At 70.6% G+C, this 14009-nt stretch carries 14 protein-coding genes; 8 read left to right on the top strand and 6 right to left on the bottom strand.

Annotation, left to right across the window (positions count from 1 at the left end):
- The first annotated feature begins 305 nt into the window (after positions 1-305).
- From CDN99_RS23080 to CDN99_RS23050, 8 genes are all read left to right on the top strand, one after another.
- Positions 306-1850: an aminotransferase-like domain-containing protein gene (locus tag CDN99_RS23080; protein WP_238139670.1), complete on the top strand. Its 1545-nt coding sequence runs from the start codon at positions 306-308 to the stop codon at positions 1848-1850.
- Positions 1847-2662, top strand: a complete 816-nt coding sequence (proC, locus tag CDN99_RS23075) for a pyrroline-5-carboxylate reductase (RefSeq protein ID WP_088387233.1) — start codon at positions 1847-1849, stop codon at positions 2660-2662. Before CDN99_RS23080 ends, proC begins: the two co-directional genes overlap by 4 nt.
- 56 nt (positions 2663-2718) lie before the next feature.
- Positions 2719-3279 (top strand): chorismate--pyruvate lyase family protein, encoded by a 561-nt coding sequence (locus CDN99_RS23070; protein WP_088387232.1) that lies wholly within the window; start codon positions 2719-2721, stop codon positions 3277-3279.
- Positions 3280-3359: 80 nt separating this feature from the next.
- Positions 3360-4466, top strand: a complete 1107-nt coding sequence (locus tag CDN99_RS23065; protein WP_088387324.1) for an HPP family protein — start codon at positions 3360-3362, stop codon at positions 4464-4466.
- A gap of 135 nt (positions 4467-4601) precedes the next feature.
- Positions 4602-5219, top strand: coding sequence for a DUF4337 domain-containing protein (locus CDN99_RS23060; protein WP_088387231.1), 618 nt, complete (start codon positions 4602-4604; stop codon positions 5217-5219).
- Positions 5220-5348: 129 nt separating this feature from the next.
- A complete protein-coding gene (locus tag CDN99_RS23055; RefSeq protein WP_088387230.1) occupies positions 5349-5828 on the top strand; it encodes a hypothetical protein in 480 nt (159 codons plus the stop codon).
- Entirely contained in the window at positions 5825-6781 is a 957-nt protein-coding gene (locus CDN99_RS28765; protein WP_158218933.1) for a tetratricopeptide repeat protein, read from the top strand. The genes CDN99_RS23055 and CDN99_RS28765 overlap by 4 nt, the downstream gene beginning before the upstream one ends.
- Positions 6782-6806: 25 nt before the next feature.
- Positions 6807-8123, top strand: a complete 1317-nt coding sequence (locus CDN99_RS23050) for an ATP-binding protein (protein WP_158218932.1) — start codon at positions 6807-6809, stop codon at positions 8121-8123.
- Positions 8124-8166: 43 nt separating this feature from the next.
- Here the strand turns inward: CDN99_RS23050 and ubiA are convergent, their stop codons facing one another.
- The 6 genes from ubiA to CDN99_RS23020 form a co-directional block, all read right to left on the bottom strand.
- Complete coding sequence (gene ubiA / locus CDN99_RS23045; RefSeq protein ID WP_088387228.1) at positions 8167-9084, bottom strand: 4-hydroxybenzoate octaprenyltransferase; 918 nt, start codon at positions 9082-9084, stop codon at positions 8167-8169.
- Between the two features lie 52 nt (positions 9085-9136).
- On the bottom strand, positions 9137-10123 hold the full coding sequence (locus tag CDN99_RS23040; RefSeq protein ID WP_088387227.1) for a branched-chain amino acid ABC transporter permease: 987 nt from the start codon (positions 10121-10123) through the stop codon (positions 9137-9139).
- Positions 10120-11007: a branched-chain amino acid ABC transporter permease gene (locus tag CDN99_RS23035; RefSeq protein WP_088387226.1), complete on the bottom strand. Its 888-nt coding sequence runs from the start codon at positions 11005-11007 to the stop codon at positions 10120-10122. Before CDN99_RS23035 ends, CDN99_RS23040 begins: the two co-directional genes overlap by 4 nt.
- A 120-nt stretch (positions 11008-11127) precedes the next feature.
- Positions 11128-12336, bottom strand: coding sequence for an ABC transporter substrate-binding protein (locus CDN99_RS23030; protein ID WP_088387225.1), 1209 nt, complete (start codon positions 12334-12336; stop codon positions 11128-11130).
- A gap of 68 nt (positions 12337-12404) precedes the next feature.
- On the bottom strand, positions 12405-13118 hold the full coding sequence (locus tag CDN99_RS23025) for an ABC transporter ATP-binding protein (RefSeq protein WP_088387224.1): 714 nt from the start codon (positions 13116-13118) through the stop codon (positions 12405-12407).
- Positions 13118-13888: an ABC transporter ATP-binding protein gene (locus CDN99_RS23020; RefSeq protein ID WP_088387223.1), complete on the bottom strand. Its 771-nt coding sequence runs from the start codon at positions 13886-13888 to the stop codon at positions 13118-13120. Before CDN99_RS23020 ends, CDN99_RS23025 begins: the two co-directional genes overlap by 1 nt.
- Positions 13889-14009: the final 121 nt, after the last annotated feature.

Genomic DNA, 14009 nt, shown 5'->3' with positions numbered 1-14009 from the left:
CCGGGAGGGCGCCTCTGTGTGGCGGGCGGTCCTCGCGGACCGTCGGAATCAATCGCGGCACCGGCACTGGCACCGGTCTGGGTTTCGGCTTCGGCTTGGACATGGACTGCCATCGCCGTTGCCGTTGCCGGGACGGGAGGAGACGTGATGTCGATGTCGACCAGTGTTCCGATCCACCGCCGGCGCGAACAGGCACAGCGGGCCGTTTTGTTCCCCATAACAGGCGTGCGACCCGCGCTGTTCCGTATCGACGGACGGTCCGCTGTTGCGGTGCCGGCGTGGTGATGCGGCGCAGAATCGCCGCCATGGACATGACCTCCCCCGCGCCCGGGCTCGATGCGCGGGCCACCGCCAAGACCGCTTCCGATGCCGCGCCCACGGCCGCGCGCGGGGCCGTCTCCGCCGATCCGCTCTACGCGCAGGTCGCCTCGCATTACCGGCAGGCGATTGCCGCGGGCACCATGCCGCCGGGCAGCCGCATGCCGTCGGTGCGCGCGTTGATGGGCCTGCACCGCGTCAGCCTGAGCACCGCGCTGCAGGCCTGCCGGCTGCTGGAGAGCCAGGGCCTGCTGCAGGCGCGGCAGCGCGCCGGCTATTTCGTGCGGCCGCCGCGGGCCACGCGACTGGCGCGCGCCGCCGAGCCGCGCCAGACCGAGGCCGATCCGGCGCGGTTCGTCGGCGTCCACGAGCGGATCTCGGACATCCTCACCCGCGGGCTCGCCACCGACGTGCCGGTCAACCTGTCGGGCGCCTGCGCGCATCCGACCATGTATCCGATCCGCGCGCTGTCGCTGCAGGCACAGCGGCTGCTGCGTCGCCGGCCGGAGATCCTCGGCACGCCGCCGGACCCGCGCGGGCTCGTGGCCTTGCGCGTCGCGCTGGCGCGGCTGGCCCTGGATGCGCGGATCCAGCTGGGGCCGGACCAGATCCTCATCACCCACGGCTGCACCGAGGCGCTCGGCATCTCGCTGCGCGCCGTGACCCAGCCGGGCGACGCGGTGGCGGTCGAGTCGCCGACGTATTACGGCCTGCTGCAGATCCTGGAAAGCCTGGGGCTGCGCGCGTTGGAGATCCCCACCAGCCCGCACACCGGCCTGTCCGTCGAGGCACTGGAAGCCGCCGCGGCGCGCGAGCCGCGGCTGAAGGCGGTCGTCGTCGTGCCCAACCTGCAGAACCCGCTCGGCGCGGTGATGCCGGACGCGGCCAAGCAGGCGCTGCTGGCGTGCTGCGAGGCGCGCGACCTGGCGCTGATCGAGGACGACACCTACGCGCTGCTGTGCGACACGCCGCAGCGCGCGATCAAGTCCTGGGACACGACGGGGCGGGTGATCTTCTGCTCGTCGCTGCACAAGACGCTGGCGCCGGGGATGCGGATCGGCTGGATGTCGGCGGGCCGCTGGCACGCGCGCGTCGAGATCCTCAAGTACGCGCAGAGCCGACCCAACGAGATGCTCGGGCAGGCCGTCGTCGCCGAGTTCCTGGGCGCCGGGCAGATGGACCGCCACCTGCGCGCGCTGCGTGCCCGGCTGGCGACGCAGCGCGAGCTGATGGCGCAGGCGCTGTCCGACCACCTGCCCGCGGGCACGCGCCTGAGCGTCCCCGCGGGCGGCATGAACCTGTGGGTCGAGCTGCCCGAGGGCCTGTCGTCGATGGCGCTGTTCGACGCGGCGCTGGACAAGGGCCTGCGGCTGTCGCCGGGATGGATGTATTCCAACTCGGACCGCTTCGACGGTTTCCTGCGCATCAACGCCGGCATTCCGATGGACGAGCGGCAGCGCGCGGCCATCGCCATGCTGGGCGCGCTGTGCGCCTCGATGCGACGGGCCCAGGGCTACACTGCCGGCCCATGAGTTCCTGCATCGCATTCATCGGCGGCGGCAACATGGCCAGCGCCATCGTGGGCGGCCTGCGCCGCGCGGGTCATCCGGCCGAGGACCTGCTGGTGGTCGAACCCTTCGAGGCGCAGCGCGAGCGCCTCGCCGCCGAGCACGGCGTGCGTCCGCTCGCCGCGGCCGATGCCTCGCTCGCGCGCGCCAGGGCGGTGGTGTGGGCGGTCAAGCCGCAGCTCTTCCACGAGGCCGCCGCGCCGGCGGCGCCGCATGTCGGCGGCGCGTTGCAGTTGTCAGTGATGGCCGGCCTGCGCAGCGACGCGATCAGCGCGGCGACAGGCACGGCGCGCGTCGTGCGCGGCATGCCCAACACGCCGGCGCTGATCGGGCAGGGCATCACCGGACTCTTCGCGCGCGACGCCGCCACGGCGGATGACCGCGCGCTGGTCGAGCAACTGCTCGCGCCGACCGGCCGCACGGTGTGGGTCGACGCCGAGGGCGACCTGGACACGGTCACGGCCCTGTCCGGCTCCGGCCCGGCCTACTTCTTCTACCTGGTCGAGCACATGGTCGCCGCCGCGCGGTCACTGGGCCTGAGCGAACCGCAGGCGCGCGAACTGGCGCTGGCCACCTGCGGCGGCGCCGCGGCGCTGGCGCTGCAGTCCGGCGAGTCGCCGACGGCGCTGCGCGAGAAGGTCACCTCCAAGGGCGGCACCACGCACGCCGCGATCACCAGCCTGCAGGCCGACGGCGTCGGCGCCGCGGTCGAGCGCGCGGTGCAGGCCGCGCATCGCCGCGCCCGCGAGCTGGGCGACGAGTTCGGCCGCGCCTGAGCGGCGCGTTCCGAGCGCTCTTCGCGACTTCTCACGACTTCCGACCACTTCCACCGATGGGCATCGTCGACCGCTGGGGCTTGCGCGCGTGGTTGCGCGCGCCGGGCTCGCTGAGCAAGCGCCTGGCCTCGACCGGCGTGCGCTACGAGGTGCAGGTGCTGCGCCAGACCGTCGCGCCGCTGCGTCCGCAGGAGCGCGCGGCGCTGGGCCTGCCGGCGCGAGGATTGACGGTGGTGCGCGAGGTGCTGCTGCGTGTCGACGGCGTCCCGCTGGTGTGGGCGCGCTCCGCCGTGCACGGCCATGCGCTGACCGGTCCGTGGAAGGCGGTGAAGGGACTGGGCAGCCGGCCGCTGGGCCATCTGCTCTACGACGATCCCCGCATCCATCGCAGCGAGCTTCAGCCGCGCCGCGTCACGCGCCACGGCGCCACCCACCGCCAGATGCGGCAGCAATGGCTGGAGGCCACCGGCACCGAGGCGCCGGCGCTGATGCAGTGGTCGCGCAACTCGGTCTTCACCCGGCATGGCAAGCAGCTGCGGGTGATGGAGATGTTCGTGCCCGACGTCGCGCTGCGCGATCCCGGGCCGTTGCGCCGCAAGGCCAGGCAGCGCAAGTGATCTCGCAAGCGATCGCGGCGTTGGTCTCGACCGTGACGGCCGCGTTCCGGCGTTGGCTGCAGGCGCTGCGTCCGGCGCCGATGCGCATCGACGCGCGCGAGCGCCTGCGGGTCGTGGCCGGCGCGACGGCGGGCCTGCTGTTGACGGCGCTGCTGACCGAGCTGCTGTCGCGCCACGCGCCGGGCGTGCCCTGGCTGGTGGCGCCGCTGGGCGCGAGCGCGGTGCTGGTGTTCGGCGTGCCGGCCAGTCCGTTGGCGCAGCCGTGGGCGGTGGTGATGGGCAACACGGCGTCGGCGCTGGTCGGCGTCGCTTGCGTGCACCTCTTCGGCGGCGTGCCGGAGCTGGCGGCGGCCGTCGCCGTCGGCACGTCGATCGGCGTGATGTTCCTGCTGCGCTGCCTGCATCCGCCGGGCGGCGCGGCGGCATTGCTGATGGTGCTGGCGGGCGTGCGGGACTGGGAATTCGCGCTGGACCCGGTGCTGTTGAACTCGCTGCTCATGGTGGCGGCGGGCATGGTCTACAACAGCATGACGGGGCGCAGGTACCCGCATCCCCAGGTGGCCGCGCCGCCGACGCCGGCCGCGACCGCCAGGCCCGGACCGGGCGCGGCGCCGGCCTTCAGCGGCGCGGACCTCGAGACCGTGCTGGCGCATTACAACCAGGTCATCGACGTGCCCGAGGACGACCTGCGCGCCATCGTCGACCAGGCCGGCCTGCTGGCCGCGCGCCGTCGCCTGACGACGCTGCGCTGCGCGGACGTGATGTCCCGCGACGTGAAGGTCGTCGAGTGGGGCACGCCGCTGCAGGAGGCCTGGATGCTGCTGCGCGAGCACCACGTCAAGGCGCTGCCGGTGGTCGATCGCGCGCGGCGGGTGGTCGGCATCGTGACGCTGGCGGACTTCATGCGCGGCGCCGCGCTGGACGTGCATGCCGAGTGGCCCGCCCGGCTGCGCCGCCTGCTGCAGCCGACGCCGTCGACGCGCAGCGACAAGGCGGAGGTGGTGGGCCAGATCATGAGCCGGCAGGTGCGCGTGGCCAGCGCCGATCGGCCGTTGGCGGACCTGGTGCCGATGTTCGCGGCCACTGGCCACCACCACATCCCCATCGTCGGCGACGAGGCTCGGCTGGTGGGCATCCTGACGCAGTCGGACCTGGTGGCGGCGCTGGCGCGGGTGGATGGGCTCTGAGTCGGCGCGCGGCCGGGGGCGCTAGACTGCCTCGGCCTTCGGGCCTCGTTCCCGATCGCGCGCGTGTCCGCTTCACGATCCGCGCCTTCACGCCTTCTTGGCTCTACGCCTTCACGGCTTCGCGCCTTCATACCGATGGACATCGACCCCGAAGAACTCATCGAGAGCGCCCGTCAGGTCCACGACCTGCCCGAGTCGGCGCCGCCGTCGCAGACGCGGCTGAACGTCGCGGTCGCGCTGACGGTGGCGCTGCTGGCGACCTTCATGGGCATCTGCAAGATCAAGGACGACAACATCGGCCAGGCGATGCAGCAGGCGCAGGCGGACAAGCTCGATCACTGGTCCTTCTACCAGGCGCGCAACGCGCGCGAGGAAGTCGCCAGGGCCACGCTGACGCAGCTGGAGCTGCAGGCCCTCGGCGCGCCCGCGTCGGCGGCCGAGGGCTACCAGCAGGCGATCGCCCGCTACAAGGCGCTGGCCGAGGAGCAGGGCAGGAAGAAGGACGAGCTGCGCCGCGCGGCCGAAGAGGACCAGCGGCGCTACGACGCGCTCAACTACCGCGACGACCAGTTCGACCTCTCCGACGCGCTGCTGGCCATCGCGATCGCGATGCTGGCGGTCACCGCGCTGACGCAGATGTGGTGGCTGTACGCGGCGGCGATGGTGCCGACGGTCCTCGGCGTGGTGATGGGCCTGGCCGGGCTGGGCGGCTGGCCGCTGCATCCGGACATGGTGGTGAAACTGCTGTCCTGACGTGCGCGGCGCGCGGGCGAGGGTCCGCGCGGGTGGCCGGACGTCGCGACCCGAGGGCACAATCCGCCCGCGCTTCTTCATGGCGGCCTGGGGAGGACGCCGGCGCAGACAAGAACGAGATCCGTCCCGATGTCCGAACCCTCGATCGAGCACCTGCTCCGTCCCAGCCTGTCCGTCCAGGAGGCGCCCGCGCAGGCGCCGTTTTCCTCGCAGGCGCAGTTCCTCACCGCCTTCTTCGGCGGCCCGCTGGCCATGCTGTTCTGCCTGACCGGCAGCATCCATCGCATGCGGCGCTGGCGCCAGGACGGCGTCTTCTTCGCGCTGCTGGCCGTCGCCTCGCTGGGCCTGGCGGTGCTGCCGTGGTTGTCCGTGGGCGCGCCGCTGCGCGACGCCTGCATGGCGTTGCTGGGCAAGTCGGGCCCGTCGACCTGGGTCACGCTGATCGCGCTGCTGGGCGCGCTGGCCTCCATCCATCGCCATCGCCGCGAGCGGCGCGCGGCCGAGATGATGGGCCTCAAGTCCGAGAACGCCTTCCTGTCCTGCCTGGCCATGGTGATCGTGGCCGGCTTCGTGAGCTACATGTTGTCCAGATTCGGAGGCCGCCCGTGAGCGATCCCATCGATCCCGGCGCCCTCGATGCCGCTGGCGCCGTTGACCTGGCCGGCAGGCCCGCGGCGCCGCCGGATGCGCGGCAACTGCTGGCCCGTGCCGAGGAGCTGATCGAGCGCCGCCGCTGGAAATCGGCCGAGGAGGTGCTGCGCGAGGGCCTGAAGCTGGAGCCGGACAACCTGGACCTGCTCACCGAGCTCGCCCGCACGCGGTATGCGCAGGACGACGAGCTGGCCGCGCTGCAGTTGCTGCGCGACGTGATGGCGAAGCAGCCGTCGCACTTCGAGGGCCGCTACCTGCTGTTCCACGTGCTGACCAGCGTGGGCGAGCTGGCCGAGGCGGAGGCCGTGATCATCGAGCTGATCCGCGAGTGCCCCGGCGCGCCGGGCTTCTACGCCAGTTATGCGCGCCTGATGCTGCGCACCTTGAATTTCGACAAGGCCCGCGGATTGATCGCCGAGGCGCTGCGTCTGGCGCCGGACAGTCGCGACGTGCTGCAGGTCGCGGCGCTGTGCGACCTGGTGGTGGGCCGATCCGGCCGATCGGGTGGGACCGCCGGCGACGCGAACGCCTTGCGGCGCTTACTGATCGACGCACCGGACAGCCGCGCCACGCTGCATCTGGTCATCAACGCGTTGATCGAGCAAGGCCGGCTGCGCGAGGCCTACCGCCTGTCCAAGGACCTGCTGCGCTCGCAGCCCGACGACCCGTTCGCGCTCGGCCGCGTGCGGGCGCTGGCCGGTGAAGTCCATTGGGCGATGCGTCCGCTGTGGCCGTTGCAGCGTTGGGGCTGGCATGCCGCGGTGGCGTTGTGGATCAGCGGGATCGCGATCAGTCGCGGGCTGGAGAAATGGGCGCCGGACTGGACCGGCCTTTTCTTGGCGGTCTGGCTGGGCTACGTGGTCTACAGCTGGGTCGTGCCGCCGCTGGTGCGGCGTTGGGCCGCGCGTTGAGCGGCCGTCGGACAGGAATCTCGCGATGCAGGAACTTGAGCAGGCGCTGTTGAAGGCGCCTTTCGACCACGGGCTGCGGGCCCGCTACGCGCGGGCGCTGCTGGCCTCGTCGCGGCAGGAGGAGGCGGACGTGCAGGCCGGGCTGCTGGCGCAGCAGCGGCCCGACGACGCCACGACGCTGGTGATCCAGGCGCTGTGCCGGTTGGCCGCCGATCCGGCCGCCGCGCTGGACCTCTACATGCGTGCGCGCCGGGCACCGGCCTTCGAGCCCGAGGCGACGCTGGAAGACCTCGCGGCGCACGCGAATCCGGCGCGCGGCCACCTCGCGCCGGTCGCATCGATCCCGTCCGATCTGGCGGCGGACCCGGCCGATCCCGTGGCGCAGGGTGAGCCCCGGCCGCCCGCGCCCGTGGACGCGCCGCGCCTGCAACTGGTCGGCGCCGGCACCACGGCGCGGGTCGCCGCGATCCAGCAGGTGGCGCAGGAGAAGGTCCGCTTCTCCAGCATCGTCGGCATGGAAGCGCTGAAGAAGACGATCCGGCTCAAGATCATCGAGCCCTTCCTGAAGCCCGGGCTGTTCCAGCGCTTCCGGATGAACAGCGGCGGCGGCATCCTGCTGTACGGCCCGCCCGGCTGCGGCAAGACGATGCTGGCCCGCGCGGTCGCCAACGAGTGCGACGCCGAGTTCATCTCGGTCGGCGTCTCGGACATCCTCACCATGTGGCAGGGGGAGAGCGAACGCAACCTCGCCGCCATGTTCGAGCGGGCGCGCAGCCAGACGCCCTGCGTGCTGTTCTTCGATGAGCTGGACGCGCTGGCCTACGCGCGCTCCAAGGCGTCGAGCGCCAGCACCCGCACCGTGGTGAACGAGTTCCTGACCCAGCTCGACGGGTTGGGCAAGGACAACCAGGGCGTGCTGGTGCTGGCGGCGACCAACATGCCGTGGGACGTGGACGACGCGATGAAGCGGCCGGGGCGTTTCGCGCGGCAGATCTTCGTGTCGCCGCCGGACGCGCCGGCACGCGAGGAGATGCTGCGCATCAAGCTCACCGGCGTGCCGACCGAGGCGCTGGACCTGCGCCGGCTGGCGGAGCGCACGCCGCATTGCTCGGGCGCGGACATCGACGGGCTGATCGAGCTGGCCAAGGAATCGGCGCTGCTGGACAGCCTGGACGGCGACGAGCGCGGCCTGCGCATGGCCGACTTCGAGGCGGCGCTGGGGTCTCAGACGCCGTCGACGCTGGAGTGGCTGCGCACGGTGCGCAACGTCGTCAAGTACGCCGGCGAGGACGCGACCTATCGTGAGGTCGGGACCTACCTCAAGCAGCACCGCATGCTCTGAGCCCGCGCGGCCGTGCGTGGCGGCGCGCGCCACGCGGCGCCGCTCAGCGCAGCGCGAGGTCGGCCACGGTGCCGATGAACACTGCGAAGCCCACCCAGTGGTTCTCGCGGAACGCCTTGAAGCAGCCGTCGCGGCCGCGGTCCTTGATCAGCGCGTAGTGCCAGACGACCTGCGCCGCGGCGACCGCGAGGCCGGCCAGGAACCAGTGCCCCATGCCCAGCCGCAGCCCCAGCGCGGCCCACAGCGCCAGGAAGATCACGTAGAAGGCCATCACGCCGATGACGTCGAAGCGGCCGAGCGTGAGCGCCGAGGTCTTGATGCCGATGCGGATGTCGTCGTCGCGGTCGACCATCGCGTATTCGGTGTCGTAGGCCAGCACCCAGAACAGGTTGGCCACCAGCAATCCCCACGCGGCCATCGGCACGGCGGCGGCGATGGCCTGCAGGCTCCATTCGCGTCCGCCCAGCGCGGCGGCGAACGCCATCGGGATGCCGAAGGAGAACGCCACACCCAGCACGGCCTGCGGCATCGAGATCCAGCGCTTGGTGAACGGATAGAGGATGGTGACGGCCAGCGCGGCGAAGGACAGCAGGATGGTCGGCGGGTTGGTGGTGAGCACCAGCGCGAACGCGACCAGGGTCAGCGCGGCGCCGAGCACGAGCGCCTCCTTGACCGAGACCAGGCCGGCGGTGACCGGGCGCTGGGCGGTGCGCTTGACGTGTTTGTCGAAGTCGCGGTCGGCGACGTCGTTGACGGCGCAGCCGGCGCTGCGCATGAGGAAGGTGCCGAGCGTGAAGACCACCACCAGATGCCATCCGGGCCAGCCGTCGGCGGCCATCCACAACGCGGCCAGCGTCGGCCACAGCAACAGGTAGGTGCCGGCCGGCCGGTCCCAGCGGATCAGGTTCAGGTACAGCGACAGGCGGGACGGCGCGGCGGGGGAGGGAGCGGCGGGGGTCATGGCGGGGATTGTCGCGCCGCCGGCTCGCGCCGGTCAGAAGCTCAGACTCGATTCAACGAGCATTCGCCGGCTTCCTCAACCGCTCCCACAACGCCCCCGCCTCGCCGACCAGCCCACGCCGGAACGCCAGCACGCAGACGATGAAGATCAGGCCGGTGACCAGGCTGACCGATTCGCCCAGGCCGGTGAACCACTGGATGCCGGTCACGCCCGCCAGCCACTGGCCGAGGTCGCCGATCTTGTTCTCCAGGGCGATGATGACCAGCGCGCCGACGATCGGGCCGACCATCGTGCCCATGCCGCCCACCAGCGTCATCAGGATCACCAGGCCGGACGTGGTCCAGATCGCGTCGGTCAGCGTCGCGAAGCCCAGCACCAGCGTCTTGGTCGCGCCCGCCAGGCCGGCCAGCGCCGCCGACAGCACGAAGGCCAGCAGCTTGAAGCGCGCGGCGTCGTACCCCAGCGAGGTGGCGCGCGCCTCGTTCTCGCGGATCGACGTCAGCACCTGGCCGAACGGCGAATGCACCGTCCGGTAGATCAGCCAGAAGCCGAAGACGAAGATCGCCAGCACCAGGTAGTACAGCGCCGTGTCGTTCTCCAGGTCGATGCCCAGCAGCGAGCCGCGCGGCACCGACTGCAGGCCGTCCTCGCCACCGGTGAACGGCGCCTGCAGGAAGTAGAAGAACAGCATCTGCGCCAGCGCCAGCGTGATCATCGCGAAGTAGATGCCCGAGCGCCGGATCGCCAGCAGCCCGAACGCCAACCCCGCCAATGCCGCCATCAGCGTGCCGAAGGCGATGCCCAGCAACGGCGGGAACCCCCACACCTTCAGCGCATGCCCCGCGCCGTAGGCGGCCGCGCCGAGGAAGGCGGCATGGCCGAAGCTCAGCAGCCCGGTGAAGCCGATCAGCAGGTTGAACGCGCACGCGAACAGCGCGTAGCACATCACCTTCATCACGAAGATCGGATACACGCCCAGCAGCGGCAGCAGCGCGACGGCGACGAACAGGGCGGCGTAGCCCAGCGGTTTCTTGTTCATTTCTCTTTGCCGAACAGGCCGGCGGGACGCACCAGCAGCACCAGGGCCATGATGACGAACACCACGGTGTTGGAGGCCTCGGGATAGAAGACCTTGGTCAGGCCCTCCACCAGACCCAGCCCCAGGCCGGTCAGGATCGAGCCCAGGATGGAGCCCATGCCGCCGATCACCACCACCGCGAAGACGGTGATGATCAGGTTGGAGCCCATCAGCGAATTCACCTGAAGGATCGGCGCCGCCAGCACGCCTGCGAAGGCCGCCAGCGCCACGCCGCCGGCGTAGGTCAGCGACACCAGCCGTGGCACGTTCACGCCGAAGGCCTGCACCAGCCGCGGGTTCTCGGTGCCGGCGCGCAGCGTCGCGCCCAGCGAGGTTTTCTCGATCACCACCCACACGCCCAGGCACACCACCAGCGACGCCACCACCACCCACGCGCGGTAGTTGGGCAGGATCATGAAGCCCAGGTTCGTCGCGCCCGACAGCGCGTCCGGCACCTGGTAGGGCTGGCCGCCGACGCCGTAGAAGGAGCGGAACACGCCCTCGATCACCAGCGTGATGCCGAAGGTCAGCAGCAGCCCGTAGAGGTGGTCCAGCTTGTAGAGCCACTGCAGCAGCAGCCGCTCGATCAGCAGGCCGAAGGCGCCCACGATCAGCGGCGCCAGCAGCAGCATCGCCCAGTAGTTGATGCCCAGGTACTCCAGCCCCATCCACGCCAGGAACGCGCCCATCATGTACAGCGCGCCGTGCGCGAAGTTGATGATGTTGAGCATGCCGAAGATGACGGCCAGCCCCAGCGACAGCATCGCGTAGAACGAGCCGTTCACCAGGCCCAGCAGCAGCTGGCCCAGCAGGGCTGGAAGGGGCACTCCAAAGAAATCGCTCATGAGTCTTGGCTCGGGTCTGGGCGCGGCGGCCAGGGAGTCGGCGCGAAAGGTCGCGAGATCCGCGACCGACCATCGGCGGTCCGGGGCCGGCGCTAGGACGCCGGCCCGGACCGCGTCAGGTCACTTCTTCACCAGGGGGCACTTGGAGTCGGCCAGCTTCGTGAACGCCTCCTCGCCGGGGATGCGGGTCACGACCTTGAAGTAGTCCCACGGCTCGGTGGACTCCTTCTGCGACTTGACCTGCAGCAGGAACATGTCGTGCACCGCGCGGCCGTCTTCCTTGCGGATCGTGGCCTTGGTGTAGAAGTCGTTGACCGGCGTGGCCTTCATCTGCGCCATCACCTTGTCGCCGTCGTCGCTCTTGATCGCCTCGACCGCCTTCAGGTAATGCGTCACCGCCGAATAGTCCGCCGCCTGCAGCGACGACGGCATGCGCTTCATCTTCTCGAAGAAGCGGCGGCTCCAGGCGCGCGCCTCGGGGCTCTGGTTCCAGTACCAGCTGTCGGTCAGGTACATGCCCTCGGTGGTCTTGAGACCCAGCGAATGCACGTCGTTGATGAACATCAGCAGGCCGGCCAGCTTCATCGTCTTGGTGATGCCGAACTCGTTGGCCGCCTTGACCGCGTTGATGGTGTCGCCGCCGGCGTTGGCCAGGCCCAGGATCTGCGCCTTGGAGCTCTGCGCCTGCAGCAGGAAGGAGGAGAAATCGCTCGCGTTCAGCGGATGCTTGACCGAGCCCAGCACCTGCCCGCCCGCCTTGGTCACCACCGCCGACGTGTCGGCCTGCAGCGAGGTGCCGAAGGCGTAGTCCGCGGTCAGGAAGAACCAGGTCTTGCCGCCCGCCTTGGTCACCGCCGCGCCGGTGCCGTTGGCCAGGGCCACCGTGTCGTAGGCGTAGTGGATGGTGTAGGGCGTGCAGTCCTCGTTGGTCAGGCGCGAGGTGCCGGCGCCGATGGAGATGAAGGGCTTCTTCTTCTCCGCCGCCACCTTGGCCATCGCCAGGCTGGTGCCGGAGTTGGTGCCGCCGATCAGCAGGTCCAGCCCTTGCGTGTCGAACCACTCGCGCGCCTTGGACGCGGCCACGTCGGCCTTGTTCTGGTGGTCGGCGAAGACCAGCTCGATCTTCTTGCCCGCCGCCTGGCCCTTCATGTCGGCGATGGCCATCTTGATGGCCTCCACGCCGCCGGCGCCGTCGATGTCGGCGTAGACGCTGGACATGTCGGTGATGATCCCGATCTTGATCACGTCGCCGCTCACCTGCGCCTGCGCGGCCAGGCCGCCGCAGGCCAGCACCGAGGCCAGGGCAATTTTCTCGAAGGACGTCTTCATCGCTTGTCTCCTTTTATGACGGGCCTCACCGGCCTCTCGGGGGCCCATGCAGGCCGGGGGTTTCAGACTCAAACGCTCAAGAGCTCGTCGAGCAGCGCGCGCTTGCCGTCCAGCTGCGCGGCCGTGAAGGACTCGACCACCTGGCCGTGCTCCATGACGACGAAGTGGTCCGCCAGCGGCGCGGCGAATCGGAAGTTCTGCTCCACCATCACGATGGTGAAGCCTTGCGCCTTCAGCGCGGTGATCATGCGGGCCAGGGCCTGGACGATGACGGGCGCCAGGCCCTCGGAGATCTCGTCCAGCAGCAGGATGTCGGCGCCGGTGCGCAGGATGCGGGCCACCGCCAGCATCTGCTGCTCGCCGCCCGAGAGCCGCGTGCCCGGGCTGTGGCGGCGCTCCGAGAGGTTGGGGAACATCGCGTAGATCTCGTCCTCGGACATGACCTTGCCGCGGCCGCCCTTGAGCGCGGGCGGCAGGCGCAGGTTCTCCTCGGTGCTCAGGGAGGCGAAGATGCCGCGCTCCTCCGGGCAGTAGCCCAGCCCGAGCCGCGCGATGCGATGCGTGGGCAGGCGGACCGACTCCTGCCCGTGCACCTTGATCGACCCGCTGCGGCGGTCCGTCAGGCCCATGATCGCGCGCAGCGTCGTGGTGCGGCCGGCGCCGTTGCGGCCCAGCAGGGTCAACACCTGACCCTGCGGCACGGCCAGGTCGATGCCGTGCAGGATGTGGCTCTCGCCGTACCAGGCTTGCAGTCCCTTGATCTCTAGCGCGTAGCCGGCCATCAGTGCGCCCCCTGCAGTTCCGCGGCTTCGCTGCCCATGTAGGCCTCCAGCACGCGGGGGTGGCGCGACACGGTCGCGTAGTCGCCCTCGGCCAGCACCGCGCCGCGCGCGAGCACGGTGATGCGGTCGGCGATGCTGCTGATGACCTTCATGTTGTGTTCCACCATCAGCACCGTGCGGCCCTGGGCGACACGCTTGATCAGCGCGGTGACGCGGTCCACGTCCTCGTGGCCCATGCCTTGCGTCGGCTCGTCCAGCAGCATCAGCTCCGGCTCCATGGCCATCGTGGTGGCGATCTCCAGCGCGCGCTTGCGGCCGTAGGGCAGGTCGGCGGCGCGGGCGTCGGCCATGTCGCGCAGGTCGACCAGCTCCAGCAGCTCCAGCGCGCGGCCGTCGAGCCGGTGCAGGCCGCCCAGGCCCTTCCAGAAGTGATAGCTGGTGCCGGTGAAGCGTTGCAGGCCGATGCGGACGTTCTCCAGCACCGTCAGGTGCGGGAACACCGCCGAGATCTGGAACGAGCGGATCACGCCGCGGCGCGCGATCTGCGCGGGTTTCTCGCCGGTGATGTCGATGCCGTTGAAGAGGATCTGTCCACGCGTCGGCGTGAGGAACTTCGTCAGCAGGTTGAAGCAGGTGGTCTTGCCGGCGCCATTGGGGCCGATCAACGCGTGGATGTGTCCGCGCTGCACCTGCAGGTCGACGGCGTCCACGGCGGTGAAGCCCTTGAACTCCTTCGTCAGCTTGCGTGTCTCCAGGATGAGGTTGCTCATCGGCGCAATGTGGGCGCCGTTGTCGGAGCCTCGGTAGTGGAGGGGGGAATTTAGGGCGATCAGCGCCGCCCCACACAGCGTAAAACCCTTTACGCAGCATTGCGCAAGGGCTAACCCTTGG

The organism is Roseateles aquatilis (genome assembly GCF_002205645.1).
Taxonomy (GTDB): Bacteria; Pseudomonadota; Gammaproteobacteria; order Burkholderiales; family Burkholderiaceae_C; genus Roseateles; species Roseateles aquatilis.
Note: the sequence above shows the minus strand (reverse complement) of the source record. Positions and strands in the feature narration are given on the sequence as shown.